We start from the raw sequence: 15,226 nt of genomic DNA, 5'->3' as shown, positions 1-15,226 counted from the left end.
ATAGGCCGTGCTCTTCATCCGCCGGCGCCTGATGTTCACGCCCGCCCAAACCCGTCCTCCAAGGAGGCACCACACAGTGCGCATCGACCATGCGACTTCCCCACCCTCACTCACGGCTGTGCCGGAAGCCGCTCCCCAGCCCAGGGTCGTCGTCGCTCTCCACGAGGGCTTCTTCGGCGCGGAGTCGGGCACGGGCTTCAGCAACCGCGCCTTCCTCACGGCACTGGCCCGGCTCCTGCCGACAGGCCGCCTCTCAGTGATCACCCCGCACGTGCCCGAGACCGCGGGAGCGCACGATCAGCGGTGGGCCGCCGAGGTGCGGCAGATGCTGCGACAGGCCGCAGCCGAGGTCATCACGATTCCCAAGGTCAACGCGCCGCCGGACTCGGTCCGCGGCTCGGTTCAGCTGTGCGACCTGGCGGGCGAGGCGGCCATACGCATCGCCGCGCGGGCGAGCCGGTGCCTCCTCGTCGGCCTCGACATCCCGTTCCTCGGGCTCGCGCCCTACACGTCGCCGACCACGGACCTGCTGCTCGTGCCCCGCTCCACGACCGCGTTGACGCGGCCCAAGGATGTATCCCGCATCCGCTGGGAACGGGACGCCCTGCGAGCGGCGACACTCCGAGGTGCGCGCGTGGGGGCCATCTCCTCCCACATGCGAGGCCACCTCGTCGTCAACTACGCCGTCCCTCGGTCGAGCATCGTGAGCATCCCGAACGGGCTGATCCGTGAAGAGATGGTCAGGCCGGCCACGGCTCTGCCGCTGCCTTTCAAGGCCCGCGCCGGATTCCTTCTCGCCATGGGCCGCGCAGTCCCGACGAAAGGCTTCGAAGACCTCCTGGAGGCGTTGCGTCTGCTGAAGGAACGCGGTGTCCCCGTTCCTCACCTGCTGCTGGCTGCCGTGACCTCGGAGGAACATAAGCACCCCTCCTCGTACCAGCAGAACCTGGCGGCAGACATCCGCGCGCACGATCTGGACGCGACTCTGATCACTCGCTTCACCCCCGCGATCCGTGCCTGGCTGCACAGCCCGGCCCTGCGCGCGGTCATCGTTCCCTCGCGTGAGGAGCCCTTCGGCCGGATACCCCTGGAGGCGTTCGCAGCCGGTGCGGGCCCGGTGGTCGCGACCACGGCCGGCGGCCTGGCTCAGACCGTCATCGACGGCGAGACCGGCTTCACGGCCGCACCGCAGGACCCCAGGTCCCTGGCCTCAGCCCTGCACCGAGCCCTGACCGTCCTGCCCCGAAAACGCGATCGGCTCCGGAGCGCCGGCGCGGCCCTGGTGCGCTCCCGCCACGACTACGAGGCCAGCGTCGGTTCCGTCATGGACCGCATCGCCCCTTGGGCGCTGGCGCAGTCAGCCACCGCGGAGGGCCACGCGCGATGAACCAGCCGGTGGTGCTGATCAGCCTGGAGTCCCCGCACTCCTTCTGGCGGCTGTCCTCCGAGCACGAGCGTGCGCTGTCCGCCGCCTTCCCCGGCATCGCGTTCCGCAGGGCGACCGAGGAGGCCGTGCCGCACCAGCTGGCCGACGCACACGTCTACTTCGGGTGGCGATTCGCGCCCTCGTGGCTGTTCGCCGCGCCACATCTGAAGTGGATCGCTTCCCCGGCCGCCGGCACCGACCATCTGCCCGTCGCCAAGGCGCAATCCGTCGGGGTGGCCCTGACCCGCTCGTACGGCTTCCACGGCAGGCCCATGGCCGAGCACGCAATGAGCCTGGTCCTGGGCTTCTCCCGCGGGCTGTTCATCAGCCAGCGCGTCCAGCGGAACCGTGCCTGGTGGAAGGACGACCTGGCCGAGGAGTTCTTCGACCTGGCGGGGGCGACGATGACCATCGTCGGCTGCGGCAGCGTCGGACGCCACCTCGCCCAGGCCGCTCGGGCCTTCGGCATGAACGTCATCGGGGTACGCCGGACACCACCTGCGGCTTCCGAGGGCGGGATCACGTGGGTGCGCACGACGGCGGTGCGCCAGGCGGTCTCCGTCGCCGACGTAGTGGTCAATCTGCTGCCCGCGACCCCGGCGACGGACCGCTACTTCGACCACGACCTCTTCTCGGCGTGCAAGCCCCGCTCTCTCTTCCTCAACCTCGGCCGCGCGGCAACCGTCGACCAGTCGGCCCTCCTGGCCTCCCTCGACACCGGCCACCTGCGCGGCGCGGCCCTGGACGTTTTCGATCCGAAACCACTGCCTGCACGTCATCCGCTACGGCTCCACCCCCGGGTCGTACTCACCCCGAAAAGCTCGGTCTTCTACCGCGCGTACATGGACGAGGCGGTGGCGTTCTTCACCGACAACCTGCACCGCTACCTCTCGGGCCAGCCCCTCAACGGCCTGGCCGAGGCGCCCGCCACCCGCTCTCCGCTCGTAGGAGGCTGACCAATGCCCACCGCAGACCACGACGCCCTGGCCGCCGCCTTCGCCGCCGCAGGCCGCAACCACCCCTACCTGGCCTTCACCCTGAACTCGCTGTGCAACCTGGACTGCGTGTTCTGCAAGCCCCGGTGCATGCCGGACTACGGGCACAAGGACCGGCCCCTGACCGCCTCCGACTACGCGGCCATCGCCACCGAGGCCGGGACCTGGAAGATCAGGAAGGCACACTGCTCCGGCGGTGAACCGACCCTCCGAGCCGACATCCTCGACGTCATCGCGGGCCTCGCCGACGGCCTCGGGCCCGCCGCCGCGATCGGCATGACCAGCCACGGCAACCTGCGCCGGGGACTGAGCGTCGAACAGCTCCACGACGCCGGCCTGACCTACCTCAACCTCAGCCTCCACAGCCTCGACCCGGCGCGGTCCGCCGCGATCATGGGCGGCGGCGACCCGCGCGCCACCCGGAACACCCTCGACGCCGCCCTCTCCCTCGGCCTGCGAGTGAAGATCAACTGCGTTCTTCAGCGCACCTACCTGGACGACGCCTTCGCCGTGGCCGAACTCGCCCGCGACCTGCCCATCGCCATCCGCCTGATCGAACTCCAGAACATCGGTCCCGCCCAGGCGCTCTTCGACACCGAGTTCATCACCGAGGCAGAGGTCCGCGACCGTCTCCACGAGTGGTTCGCGAACGCGGGCGAAGTCCCCCGGGACCAGCTGGGCGTCCGCAGCCCCGGGCAGTACCTCCGTCCCGACGGCTGGGCGGGGTCGATCGGCTTCATCTCCAACTCCAGCTGCGCCACCTGCTCCGACGCCAACCGGATCAAAATCACGCCCACCGGAGTGGCGCGGCCCTGCATCCTGCACAACCGCGACATCCCCCTGAAGCCCCACCTCGCCGACGGCACCCTCGCCGACGCCTTCGCCCACCTCTTCCAGGCCATGCTCGACCGCAACACCAACGACGCCTGGCAGGGGTTCCACTACGTCGACTACGACCTGCGCTGGGACCGAATGGAGCGCCCCGAAGGCACACCGGTCCTACCCCTGCTCCCCGTCCTCCCCACGGGAGCGGCCGGCCCCTCCTGCGCCCGCGCCTCCACCGGGGAGCGGTGATGATCGTGGTCGACGCGCCGCCTCTCTACCAGGAGCTCGGCGCTCTGTACGAAGGCGAGCTGGACGCTCACGGCGTCGGGGCCGTGATGCTCACCCACAAGTGGCAGCCGGCCGACCTGCTGGCTCCGCACTCCGACCTCGACGTACGCGTTCTCCTTCCCCAGGCGCCTGCGGACTGGGAAGAGTGGAACCACCGCCTGGCCGCCGCACACGCCGCCGCAGTCGACCGGGAAGTCGTCCATCGACGTCTCCTGGAGCACCCGCCCGGCTTCGCGTTCACCGTGTCCGAGGCGGACGGGCGACTCGTCTCCGCGCCCGAACTCGCGACCTGGTCACTGATCAGCGGCAGCGCGCGTGACTTCCAGCGCTGGAAGTCCAGGGCTCAGATGGCGCCGTGGTGCGAGGTCGATGAGCGGTTCTACCGGGGGATCCTCCAGGCCCGGATGGGCGGCCGATACCAGCTGGCCGCCGACAGCACGGACAACGTGGTCGAGGACATCGCCGCGTACCGGCGCCACTGCGTGGCGTGGCACTACCTCGCCCCGTGCTGGTTCGCTGCCGCCGCACTCGCGACACGGACCCGCTGCCCCGGAAAGACGGCGGCCCTCACCCAGTGGCGGCCGGAGGGACTGGACGGATACGCCGAGCTGTTCCTCCGGCACTCAGAGAACCGCGCCGATCTCCGACCACGGAGTCCGCGCCACCTGCTCCGCGCGGCGCATGTAGCTCTGGAGGCGGCCATGCGCCGCGTTCCTGACGGGAGCCGCCCAGACGGCCAAGGGCATGAGCACGCTCGTACTGACTGGGTGATGACGGCCAGCATGCTCCGTGTACGCGTCGCCCGCTGGCTGTACTACCTCGATCCGCCGCCTGGCGTGGCGACCGAGTACCTGATCCGGCGGGAGGCGAAGGAACTCCGCTCCGCCGCGCAAACGCTGACCGTGCTCGCGGCAGACGAGGCGACTGCCGCCCAGCGGCTGGCCGCCCGGATGGCGGCGCTGATCCCCACTGGACCCACCACCGCCGACATCCTGCACGCGGCCCTCGCGCGCTGGCACCAGCAGAAGACCACCGTCCAGGACTTCCTCAGCTTCCCGCCCGACGACGTCCACCTCTGACCCAAGGAGACTCGCCAATGACCCCGCGTGCGCCGGTGCCCCGCACCCTCAAAACGGCCAAGGTCAAGATCACCACGAAGTGCAACCGGCACTGCGACTTCTGCATCTTCGCCGACGGCGCCCAGGGCGAGAACATGTCCCTGGACCTGTTCTCCACCATCCTGACCCGGCTGGAGACCATCCCCTTCCAGCAGCTGCACATCAACGGCGGCGAACCCACCGTGCATCGGGACTTCCCGGCGCTCAGCGACGCCGCCCGCACGCGGTTGCCGGACAAGGTCATGGTCCTGGGCACGAACGCCATCACCCTGGCCCGCAACCAGCCGATCATGGAGGCGACCCTCCGCTCCTACGACCAGATACTCATCGGCTGCGACGACGAACACGGGAACTACGACGAGGTGCACGCCGTCGTGCCCCGCCTCCGCGAAGCCGGCAAGACCGTGGTCGTCAACAGCGTCCTGGAAGGCATCAGTTCCACCCGGCTCACGCAGCTCGGGGCGCTGTGTGAGAAGTACGGCGCCATTCATGTCACCAACCACGTGCACCACGTCGACGTGGGCCAGCCGGCGAACGAGCTGCGCGGCCTCTGCGACCGCTACCTCGACCAGCACCTGATGATCGAGATGGACGGGTCCTGCTACCGCTGCTTCAACGCCATGGCGAAGGACGACAGCGAGTTCAGCATATGGGACGAGGACTTCGCGGCCAAGGTGTTCGCGCCGCGCGCGCACCACTTCCGGTTCTGCCTGCGCTGCCACGAGTACACCGACTCCGGCGCCGCACTCGTCCCCGCCCTCACCGTCTGACCGGGAGGTACACCACCATGCCCGCAGTCCTCGGACTGAACTTCCACCACGACACGGCCGCCGCGTTAGTCGTAGACGGCCGCCTCTACGCAGCCGAAGAGGAGCGCTGGAGCGGCGTCAAGCACAACCACCCCACCCGCAAGGGCACGCTCACCGCCCCGACCCGCGCGCTCCAGTGGTGCCTGGAGGCCGCCGGCCTCGAACCGAAGGACGTGGACGCCGTCTGGGCCGCCTCCATGCGTCCCAACCCTGCGGCCGGCTGGTGGCTGGCCGAGGAGCGGGAGGAACTCGCCGCCCTCCTGCCCGCGCCGCTCGGCGAACACCTCCGCCTCCTCTCCCACCACACGGCCCACGTGCTCTCCGGCTACCTGCTCTCCGGGCACGAGCACGCCGCGGGCCTCGTCATCGACGCCGGCGGCTCCTCCCTGGGATCCGACTTCGGCCCTGGCCGGGAGCGCATCACGGGGTACGACCTGTGGCCTGATCGCATCGACCGCCTCCACCAGGGCATGCCGGCCGTCGTGCCGGGCCCGGTCGGGCCTCGGCGCGTCCACTCCTCCCTCGGGCACTTCTACCGGAACCTCGCCCAGAGGGTGATCCCACCCGGCGACGAGCCTGAGGGCAGCATGATGGCGCTCGCCGCTTTCGGCGATCCCCAGCGCTACGGCGCACACGTCCGCGAACTGGTCCGGCTCGGAGACGAGGGCGAGGTCCGCATCGATCATCCGTGGGGTTCGGCGGACAGCAGCACACCGCTGCTGCTCGATGGCCGGGCCTGGACCGCCGACAACGTCGCGGAACAGCCGGAACACAAGCGTGCCGACCTGGCCGCCGCCGTCCAGGAGATCTTCGCCGAATCGGTCGTCCACATCGCCCGCCACCTGCAACGACTCACCAGGGCCTCAACCTTGGTGTTCTCCGGCGGATGCGCCCTGAACTCCCACCTCAACGGCCAGCTGGCCGCCGACAGCGGCTTCGACACCCTCTTCGTCGCACCCGCCCCGCACGACGCCGGCACAGCCGTTGGCGCCGCGCTCTACGGCTGGCACTACCAGCTCGGGCAGGAGCGCCTGCCGGTGCCGACCGACGCGGCCTGGGGCCCGAACCCGGGCGCGCTGCCAACGACAACGGTGCCGCCCGGCTATCACGCCTTGCCCCACCTCGGGCTCGGACTGCCGGCCACAGTGGCGGCACTGCTCGCCGAGCACCGCATCGTCGGCTGGGTGCAGGGGCAGCTTGAATTCGGGCCGCGTGCCCTCGGCCATCGCTCGATCCTCGCCCACCCCGGTCACGCCGCCACGAGGGACCGACTCAACGCGATCAAGAAGCGAGCCGCGTACCGCCCGTTCGCGCCGGCCGTCCTCGCCGAGCACGCCACGGAATGGTTCATGTCGGCGGGCGACCCGTTCATGAACCGTGTCGCCACCGTCCGACGGTGCCGAGCCGACCGCATCGCCGCCGTCACCCACCACGACGGCACCGCCCGCGTCCAGTCCGTCGCCGCCAACCACCAGGGCCTGCGCGATCTCCTTGAGCAATTCCGCGACCTCACCGGACTGCCGCTGCTGCTGAACACATCCTTCAACCGCAAAGGCACCCCGATCCTGCGGACCGCTGAGCAAGCCGTGGCGGCGACGGTGGAGCTGCGCCTTGACGCCCTCGCCGTCGGGGACACCCTGCTGCTCGCCGACCACGTCCCCGATCCCCGTGCCGCGTCCCTTCGTACTAGGTGAGGCGGATGGATCCCATCGATCTCGACCACGTCCTGACCGTGCTCGGTGCCGCGGCGTGGAGCCTGAACGAGCAGTCCCGCGCCCGCGTGGCCGCCGGCCTCGCGCTCACGGTCTACGACGGCCACACCCGCGACCAGGGCACCCCATACCTGGAGCACCCGCTGGCCGTCGTCAGGCTCCTGCGAACGGAGATCGGCGTCCGTCACCCCGAGACCCTCCTCCTCGCCCTCCTCCATGACGCCTTGGAGGTGGCCCCTGAGTCGGAGGCACTACTCGTCCATCACCTCGGCGGCCCGTTCACCGCCCGCCTGCGTGCCATGACGGCCGACCACCGCCTCGAACAGCGCCCCAAGTCCGTCGGCGACGAGACCCGCTGGCGCGCGAAACAGGCCGCACTCCCGCCCGAGGACCTCCTCGTCCGGCTCGCCGACCGCCTGCACAACCTGCGCGACCTCGCCGCGTCCCCGAACCTCGACCGGCGCCGACGGTTCCTCCAGACCCTGGGCGATTTCCACCTCCCCCTCGCCGACGCCGCCCGCGACCTCGGCCCCCATCTGGAGACCATGCACGCGCGCCTGCACGCCGAGTACGTCCACCACATACAGGAGGTACGTCCGTGAAACGGGTCGTCTACTCGATGGAGCCGGTCGGCCGGACCGGCGGCCGGGTCTACCTACGGATGCTCCACGAGGTGACGGCCGACGACGTGGAATGGCGCACGGTCCCGGACCACAAGCGGACCTACCGGGTCCGCCGCTGGCGCAAGCTCCGCCACCTCGCCCGCCTGGCACCTTCCATACGGGCGCTGCACGGCACCACCGGCACCTTCGTGTGGGACGACCTCAGCCTGCTGCTGTTCACGCCCGAGATGCGCGCCCGCACGGTGTTCCTCCTGCACCACTACGAGCCGCTCCAACATGACTCCGCCCCCATCGAGGCCATGCTCTGGGAGCGGCTGTTCCGCGTTCTGCCGCAGTGCGCCGCCGTCGTGTGCGTCGCCCCGTACTGGGCCGACCAGCTTCGCGCCCGAGGCGTCCGCAACGTACGGGTGATCTACAACGCCTTCGACATGGCCGAAGTAGAGCAGGCACGCGGTTACGACCGGGCCGAGTGCCGCGCCGAGTTCGGCCTACAACCCGACGTGATCGGCGTCTACGCGGGCAAGGCCGTGCACTGGAAGGGGACCGAGGAGGTCTCCGCAGCACTGGCCCGCGTTCCCGGACTGCGGGTGATCACCAGCGGCAGCAACACCATCGGCCTCGACAGCGCGCACTACGACGTCGAACGCGAGCGGTACCTGCGTCTGCTGCGCGCCTGTGACGTCGGTGTCTTCCTCCCACGGATGCGAGAGGGCTGGAGCCGTTGCGCAGCCGAGGCTTTACTCCTCGGCCTGCCCTGCCTCATCCGCCCGGTGGCCGGCCTGGGCGACCTCGCCGCACTGGCTGGCCAGCCTGCCCCGGACCTCCGCCGCCTCCCTGCACAGGTCCGGCAGCGTGCGGCGACACGGCACACCGAGGCCAAGGCGGGGTACGAGGCCCTGGCCCGGTACGACCTGAACTACTTCGGCGACGCCTGGGGCAACCTCCTGACGCAGGTCGCCTGACCAGCGGCTAAGCCTGCGCGACCAGCTTCCTGCTGGCAGCTTCCAGACGGGCCAGCACGCGGTCCCGGCCGAGCAGCTCCATGGACTCGAACAGCGGCAGTCCGATCGTCCGGCCGGTGACCGCGACCCGGATGGGCGCCTGGGCCTTGCCCAGCTTCAGCCCGTGCTTCTCCCCGACGGCGAGCAGGACGGCCTTCAGGTCGTCCGCCTTCCAGTCCGCGACGTCGGCCAGCTCGGCGCGGGCGTCCGACAGGATGTCGCCGGCGCCTGCCTTCATCGCCTTGTTCCACGACGCCTCGTCCTCGACCGGCTCGTCGAGGAACAGGAAGTCCACATAGCTGGTGATCTCGGAAAGCAGTGCCAGCCGGGTCTGGGCCAGGGAAGCCGCTGCCTCGAAGACGTCCTTGTCGAACGCCTCCGGCCGCCACGGCGCGTACGGGGCGACGAGCCACGGCGCGCAGGCGGCGGCGAACTGCTCCGGCGACAGGGCGCGGATGTACTCGCCGTTGAACGCCGTCAGCTTCTTCACGTCGAAGAAGGCCGGCGCGGTGTTGACGTCCTCGATCCGGAAGAGCTGCTCCAGCTCCTCGTACGGCCTGATCTCCCGGTCGTCACCCGGGCCCCAGCCGAGCAACATGAGGTAGTTCACCATCGCCTCGGGCAGGAACCCCTCGGCGAGGTAGTCCTCCAGCGCCACCTTGTCCCGGCGCTTTGACAGCTTCTGCCGCTTCTCGTTCACGATCACCGGCAGGTGCGCCCACACAGGCGGCTTGGCACCGAGCGCCTCCCACAGCAGCTGCTGCTTCGGCGTGTTCGACAGGTGCTCCTCGCCTCGGATGACCTGCGTGATTCCCTCGTCCAGGTCGTCCACGACGTTGGCGATCAGAAAGACCGGGGACCCGTCACCACGGGCGATCACGAAGTCCTCGATCGCGCTGTTCGGGAACGCCGGCTCCCCGCGGACCAGGTCGACCACGACGGTCTCCCCCTCGTCCGGCGTCCGGAACCGCAGCGCCCCCCCCTCCTCGAAGGCCAGCCCCCGGTCCCGGCAGAACCCGTCATACCCGAGGTGCTCCGAGCCCGTGCGCTCCTTCAGCTGCTCCCGGGTGCAGTCGCAGTAGTACGCCCGGCCGGCCGCGAAGAGCTGCTGAGCCGCTTCCCGGTGCCGCTCGGCATTGTGCGACTGGAAGTACGGCCCCTCGAAAGCCGCATCCTCGCCATGAATGCCGATCGCCGCGAGCGCGCTGATGATGCCCTCGGTCCACTCCGGCTTGTTCCGGGCTGCGTCGGTGTCCTCGATCCGCAGCACGAACCTGCCGCCGGACTGTCGCGCCACCGCCCAGTTGTAGAGAGCGGACCGTGCACCACCGACATGGAACATGCCGGTCGGGGACGGGGCGAAACGAACGCGAACCGGGGCAGTAGACATGCGCTCCAGGATACCGACGTGAGAACTCCACCTCTGGTCACTCGACCTACCCGCCTACCCACAATTTTCAGCCGGCCACTCGTCTGCACTGGTAGTCGTTCCGGCAGGCCCTGCCGTCACCGCGGTTGACGCTTCTGGGCTACTCACGCACGGCCGAGGCCGGTCAAGTCCTCCGTAGTTGCCCGCAACCGCTGTGTGCGGCCCAAGCATTCAGGCGATTCTGACTCTACGACAAAATAGGATGAATTAACCCTTACTGGCCTTTGGGTCACGCACAGCGTCACGGTGAAGGCGAGTGGGTGGTGCCGTAAGATCAGGGGCTATGTCCCTCATCAAGAGCCAGGTGAAGCAGTCGGCATTTAATCCCGCACCCTCGCTGCCCTATCAACTCCGCGTAATCGACTTCGAGTCGGCGATGCAGGACGTCTACGACTTCTTCTATGACGTTAACCTGAGCCTGCACGAGAAGGGCCTTCGCCGGTTCGAAGATATGCTCCGGCCAGCAGCATGCTCGGGATTGATTTCCGACATGCTGACTGCCAGCCTTGCCAAGCATTCGCGAACGCTCTGCGAAAACAACTACTTCAACGGGCACCCCGACCTAATCGTGCAAGGCATCTATAGCAATGACTCGGTAGCCGCTGGCGAGAAGGGCGTTGAAGTCAAGAGCACGCGCAAGCCCGGCGGAGCGGTGGACATGCACGGAGCACGTTCTCAGTGGCTCTGTGTATTCGTATACAGCGTCGACAACAAAACGGAACCCGCATGGGATAGGGATCCCATGCGATTCACTGAGGTCTATCTCGGCCAGGTCGATGCCGAAGATTTCCGGCGAAACAACCGAGGGGAGTTGGGCACCCGTACGGCCACGCTTAATCGCGAGGGCCTGGAGAAGCTTCGTCGGAACTGGGTTTACCTCGATCGCTGACCGATTTTCGCGCAGCAGGAGAAAACTCAGCTAGCTTAGGTACGGCCTGACGAGCAATCTCGACGTAATTTGGGTCCAACTCTACACCGATAGCTTCGTAGCCTACCGCGTGCGCAGCCGCCAACGTAGAGCCAGATCCGGCGAAGGGGTCAAGCACTACACCTTCACCAAGCGGGAGTATGGCCCGAACGGCTTGACGCAGGAATTCTTGCGGCTTGAGGCTAGGGTGCGCTGCGATTGCGCGCTCTCGACGATTCGTGGGCGACGAACGGATCACATCACCAAAGGGCTGTTCGTCGCTCAGTCGACGCAGGCCGCCAGTTTTCCACTTGCGTAGGTTATCGGCGATGGTACCTTCGGGAATCTTCCTGAAGAGCAGCCACGGCTCCCATTGCGAGCGAGGCATAACGCTCACATCAGGAAACTCTTCGTGAGCATTCTTGGGCCGGTCGCCACCACGCATGGTCTGGACGAGTCGGACCACCTCGCCGCGACGTTCGAGTCCCGCTTTGTAGAGCGCCACACTCACAAGGTGTGAGACGAGCGGATTGGCCGCGACCATCACGTGCGCCCCCGGAACCAGTACCCTTTTCAGGGCCTCGCCCCACTCCTGGAAGAACTTCTGCAAGTGTTCCAAGTCAGCGCTGGTAAGCGTAGTAAACCGCGGCAGCGGCGAACGCTTGTGGCCATCGTAAGAGGGCGGAATGCGCCAGACGCCACCTTTCCGCGCCCGGAGCTTGCTCTGCTCATGCGCGGTGTACTCCACCAACCCATACGGCGGATCAGTAACGCACCCGTGAATACTATTCTCGGGCTGTTCCGCCAACCAATCAAGGCAGTCGGCGTTGTAAAGCTTCGTCTGCCCAAAAACGAACACAGGGGACGAAAAGATCGCACCCTGCCCCTTTGTTACTTTCTTACTCACTTCGAACTCAACTTATAGGTTCCCCGGTCGGTACGATGGAAGGTCTCCGGCGTGTTTAGCCGCAGATAGGAGCGGACCGAGGATGCTGGCACATCGCTTTGCAACGTTTCGCAAACTGCCGCATGGATGGCCTGAACGTTGCTCGAAGCGGGGTAAATGCGCCGCAAGTAATCCACGATTGCGTCTCTTACGAGACCCGGCCGCCTGCGTTCCTGATTCACGCTACCTCCCCGCGAAAGACGTCCAGACGTCTGAACCTGGCTGACAGTACAGGAGCACGCAGGAGAGCGCAAGTTTATCGCGACAATGGGCCTTGATGACACTCGCTTTGGAGGCAGGGCATACCCGTCGTGCGACGGGCATGCCCTGTCAGCGTCGCAGCCCTCTGTCAGGTGAGGGCTGCATCACTCTTGGCCGTATACCCCTGCTCCGCTACCGCCACGCGTTCCCGTTGGTACGGCCACGGATGCGCTCCCGGGTGGCACTCCCTGGGAGCCATCTGGGAGCCAACCCGCTCCCCGAACCCCTTCCAGGCCATGCGACACCAACCGAGCCCACCCCTCCGACCTGCGGAAACGCCATCGAGGCTGGCAGTCTCCCCAACCGAACCTCATTCGGGACGAAGAGGTCGTGGGTTCAAATCCCGCCACCCCGACGCTGGTCAGAGGGTCTGGTGTGCAAGTGACGCCAGGCCCTTTGTCGTGCTCGGGGGTCAAAGGCTCCTGACCGGCCCTCCAGGCCGAGCTGATGAGCGCTCGGATTGCTCACGCGGGTGTCGAGGGCGACGTCATGCCTCTCGGTGCTGGGCGAAGACCTGCTGCTGCTCGTCCCGCCAGGTCCAGGTGGCCGGCCGGGAGAAGGGCAGGCTTCGAGCGAGGGTGGAGAACTGCTCGGACGGTTCCCGGCTCGCCTTGTTCACCACGATCGCCGAGAGCATCGGTGCTCGTCCGTCCTCGTTGCGGTAGAGGCAGACGTCCTTGAGCAGATAGGTCATGACTCCGCGGTGAGGCGGGATGGAGTCGAAGCCCCGTTCCGCCAACTCGGCGCTCAGCTCGCCGTACGTCATGGTCTGTCCCTGTCGGGCCCGCTCCCGCAGGATTTCTACGGCCGCTTCGACCGCTGCCGGGTACTCCGGATCCTTGGTCCTCATGGCCCCTCCCCCACCGCGTGGACACTGCCCAGCCTGGCCATCGTAGCGGCCTGGTACCGGCCCGGTGCTGCTGCGAGTGGTGCGGCTCACCGGCCTGGGTGGAGCTGTGTGCGGGTGGGGCTGTGTGGATTGCCACAGCGGGGGTGGGGGGTCTGGGCGCATACTGAAGCATGACAAAGCCTGCGGCGCCCAAGCGTCACTTGCCCACCAGCCCGTTCAAGGCCCCGGCCGTACCGACTCCCAAGCAGTTCGCCCTGGGCGACCAGGTCACGCATGACGTGTACGGCCTCGGCCGGGTGGTCGGCATGGAGGACGGGATCGCGGCGCTCGTGGATTTCGGCTCGGCGCGGATGCGGATCCTGAGCCCGTACACGAAGATGATCAAGCTGTAGGACCGTCGTGTCCGGTCATGGCACGCCAGGTCTCCTTCGGGGACCTGTAAAGAAAGGCAGATTTCTCATCGACTCGATGTCTTTGTTCTCCGCTCCGGAGGGGCAGCCCGGCCGCTCCGCGGTGGTGTCGCCTCCTCCGGCGACCAACCCGTTCCAGGCTCCGGACTTCGGAGAGGGCGAGGTCTTCCCGTCCGAGGACGAGAGCGTGCCCGCTCCGGGTGCGAGTGCGGTGCGGCCCGACGCCGCCTGAGAGGTGGAAGCGGCGTGTGGGACGAGCGGGCCCGGGAGCTGGCCGCTGTGCTGTTCGCCTCCTTCCCGCGGCGCGACCAGCGGCAGAAGGGCGAGCGGTATCTGCGGGGGCTGCTGAGCACCGAGGGGCGTAAGTCCATTCGTAACATCGCCGCGCAGGTGGGCGGGCCGGCCGCCGAGCAGAGTCTGCACCACTTCATCAGCAGTTCCCCGTGGGACTGGATGCCCGTCCGGCAGGCGCTGGCCGCGTACCTGGAGCAGGCCGTGGCGCCTCGGGCGTGGGTGGTGCGGACGATGCCCATCCTCAAGGCCGGGCAGCACTCCGTCGGAGTCGACCGGGTGTTTGATCCTTGCCTGGGGCAGGCCTTCCGGGGGCAGCACGCCTTCGGCGTCTGGCATGCGTCCGAGCACTTCAGTGCCCCGCTGCACTGGCGGCTGCATCTGCCGCACACCTGGGTGCGGGACGACAACCGGCGCCGTCGGGCCGAGGTGCCCGACGGGATCGGGGAGGAGACGGAGGAGGAGTGCGCCTCCGTCGCCGTCCTGGAGGCCATGACCTCCTGGCGGGTTCCCGTGCGGCCCGTGGTGCTCAACGTTCATTCCGTCCGGCCCACCGTCACCGTCCGGCGGTTCAGTGAGGCGGGCGTCCCCGTCATCCTGCGGGTCGGGGGAAGCGTACGGCTGACCGTCCGTGATCCCGCTCTGCCCGGTCATGGTGCGGGGGCGCTGGGCGCCGAGCGGATCCTGACCGCCGTGCGGGGGCTGGGGCGGGCCGTCGAGTGGGTTGATCCGGAGGGGATGGCGGAGGCCGGCGGGACAGCAGGGGCTGACGGGGCCGAGGGGGCTTCGTGGTCGCGGCGGGTCTCGGTGGCCGCGCGCGTGCGGGTCGGTGCGGTCGGGTCGGTCGCGCGGATGAGCGCGGTCGCGCCGGTCGGTGCCGGTTCCGGTGAGCTGGTGCTGCTCGGTGAGTGGGAGGCCGAGGGGCGCGTGCCGTCCGCCATGTGGCTCACCAACATGGCCTCCGTACCGGCGAGCGCCCTGCTGCGGATGACCAAGCTGGCCCTGCGGGCCCGCCGCGACCTCGCCGGGATCGGCGAGCGCGTCGGGCTCAAGGACTTCGAGGGGCGGTCCTTCCGCGGCTGGCACCGCCATGTCACCTTGGCCTCCGCCGCCCACGCCGTCCTCGCCCTCGCCGGCATCCAGGGCGACGGCCACGACCGGACCCGGGCTCGTGTCCTGCCCGCGTGAGTTCGCCGGATCTTCGGGCAGGGCAGGCCGCCGGCCCTTTGCCGCTCCGGGCGACCTGACATAGTTCCCCGTCGTCCGTGGCAGGCCCCGCGCCCCGTGCGCAGACTCCTGCCCTGTGACGCCCGCAGCGGCGTTCCCCCGGAGGGC

The 15,226-nt window shown here is 68.5% G+C and carries 15 protein-coding genes; 12 read left to right on the top strand and 3 right to left on the bottom strand.

Going from position 1 to position 15,226, the window contains the following annotated elements; genetic code table 11:
* Positions 1-76: 76 nt before the first annotated feature.
* Genes G7Z13_RS19015 through G7Z13_RS18980 form a run of 8 tightly spaced genes read left to right on the top strand, consistent with a single transcriptional unit; the run spans position 77 to position 8,758 of the window.
* Entirely contained in the window at positions 77-1,387 is a 1,311-nt protein-coding gene (locus tag G7Z13_RS19015; protein ID WP_166000890.1) for a glycosyltransferase family 4 protein, read from the top strand.
* Positions 1,384-2,382, top strand: coding sequence for a D-2-hydroxyacid dehydrogenase (locus tag G7Z13_RS19010; RefSeq protein ID WP_166000889.1), 999 nt, complete (start codon positions 1,384-1,386; stop codon positions 2,380-2,382). The genes G7Z13_RS19015 and G7Z13_RS19010 overlap by 4 nt, the downstream gene beginning before the upstream one ends.
* A gap of 3 nt (positions 2,383-2,385) precedes the next feature.
* The gene (locus tag G7Z13_RS19005) at positions 2,386-3,495 is read left to right on the top strand and encodes a radical SAM protein (protein ID WP_166000887.1); all 1,110 of its coding nucleotides are present in this window, start codon (positions 2,386-2,388) and stop codon (positions 3,493-3,495) included.
* Complete coding sequence (locus G7Z13_RS19000; RefSeq protein ID WP_166000885.1) at positions 3,495-4,613, top strand: hypothetical protein; 1,119 nt, start codon at positions 3,495-3,497, stop codon at positions 4,611-4,613. The genes G7Z13_RS19005 and G7Z13_RS19000 overlap by 1 nt, the downstream gene beginning before the upstream one ends.
* A gap of 17 nt (positions 4,614-4,630) precedes the next feature.
* Positions 4,631-5,422 carry a radical SAM protein gene (locus tag G7Z13_RS18995; RefSeq protein ID WP_166000882.1) on the top strand — a complete coding sequence of 264 codons (792 nt, stop codon included), beginning with the start codon at positions 4,631-4,633 and terminating at the stop codon, positions 5,420-5,422.
* Positions 5,423-5,439: 17 nt separating this feature from the next.
* Positions 5,440-7,155, top strand: a complete 1,716-nt coding sequence (locus tag G7Z13_RS18990; protein WP_166000880.1) for a carbamoyltransferase C-terminal domain-containing protein — start codon at positions 5,440-5,442, stop codon at positions 7,153-7,155.
* Positions 7,156-7,160: 5 nt separating this feature from the next.
* On the top strand, positions 7,161-7,775 hold the full coding sequence (locus G7Z13_RS18985; protein ID WP_166000878.1) for an HD domain-containing protein: 615 nt from the start codon (positions 7,161-7,163) through the stop codon (positions 7,773-7,775).
* Positions 7,772-8,758: a glycosyltransferase gene (locus tag G7Z13_RS18980; protein WP_166000876.1), complete on the top strand. Its 987-nt coding sequence runs from the start codon at positions 7,772-7,774 to the stop codon at positions 8,756-8,758. The genes G7Z13_RS18985 and G7Z13_RS18980 overlap by 4 nt, the downstream gene beginning before the upstream one ends.
* Before the next feature lie 7 nt (positions 8,759-8,765).
* On the opposite strand, the gene gltX is transcribed toward G7Z13_RS18980, so the two are convergent.
* Entirely contained in the window at positions 8,766-10,139 is a 1,374-nt protein-coding gene (gltX, locus tag G7Z13_RS18975) for a glutamate--tRNA ligase (protein ID WP_240926511.1), read from the bottom strand.
* 370 nt (positions 10,140-10,509) lie between these two features.
* Here gltX and G7Z13_RS18970 point away from each other — a divergent pair, with 370 nt between their 5' ends.
* On the top strand, positions 10,510-11,115 hold the full coding sequence (locus G7Z13_RS18970; RefSeq protein ID WP_166000871.1) for a hypothetical protein: 606 nt from the start codon (positions 10,510-10,512) through the stop codon (positions 11,113-11,115).
* Here G7Z13_RS18970 and G7Z13_RS18965 read toward each other — a convergent pair.
* The gene (locus G7Z13_RS18965) at positions 11,060-12,040 is read right to left on the bottom strand and encodes a DNA methyltransferase (RefSeq protein ID WP_166000869.1); all 981 of its coding nucleotides are present in this window, start codon (positions 12,038-12,040) and stop codon (positions 11,060-11,062) included. The two genes, G7Z13_RS18970 and G7Z13_RS18965, sit on opposite strands and share 56 nt — an antisense overlap.
* Positions 12,041-12,827: 787 nt before the next feature.
* Positions 12,828-13,190 carry a hypothetical protein gene (locus tag G7Z13_RS18960; protein WP_166000867.1) on the bottom strand — a complete coding sequence of 121 codons (363 nt, stop codon included), beginning with the start codon at positions 13,188-13,190 and terminating at the stop codon, positions 12,828-12,830.
* A 170-nt stretch (positions 13,191-13,360) separates the two neighbouring features.
* On the opposite strand from G7Z13_RS18960, the gene G7Z13_RS18955 reads away from it, so the two are divergent.
* From G7Z13_RS18955 to G7Z13_RS18945, 3 genes are all read left to right on the top strand, one after another.
* Entirely contained in the window at positions 13,361-13,582 is a 222-nt protein-coding gene (locus G7Z13_RS18955) for a hypothetical protein (protein WP_166000865.1), read from the top strand.
* 76 nt (positions 13,583-13,658) lie between these two features.
* The gene (locus tag G7Z13_RS18950; protein WP_166000864.1) at positions 13,659-13,832 is read left to right on the top strand and encodes a hypothetical protein; all 174 of its coding nucleotides are present in this window, start codon (positions 13,659-13,661) and stop codon (positions 13,830-13,832) included.
* A 14-nt stretch (positions 13,833-13,846) separates the two neighbouring features.
* The gene (locus tag G7Z13_RS18945; RefSeq protein WP_240926265.1) at positions 13,847-15,079 is read left to right on the top strand and encodes a transposase; all 1,233 of its coding nucleotides are present in this window, start codon (positions 13,847-13,849) and stop codon (positions 15,077-15,079) included.
* Positions 15,080-15,226: the final 147 nt, after the last annotated feature.

The sequence above is a fragment of the Streptomyces sp. JB150 genome, from assembly GCF_011193355.1.
Taxonomy (GTDB): Bacteria; Actinomycetota; Actinomycetes; order Streptomycetales; family Streptomycetaceae; genus Streptomyces.
Note: the sequence above shows the minus strand (reverse complement) of the source record. Positions and strands in the feature narration are given on the sequence as shown.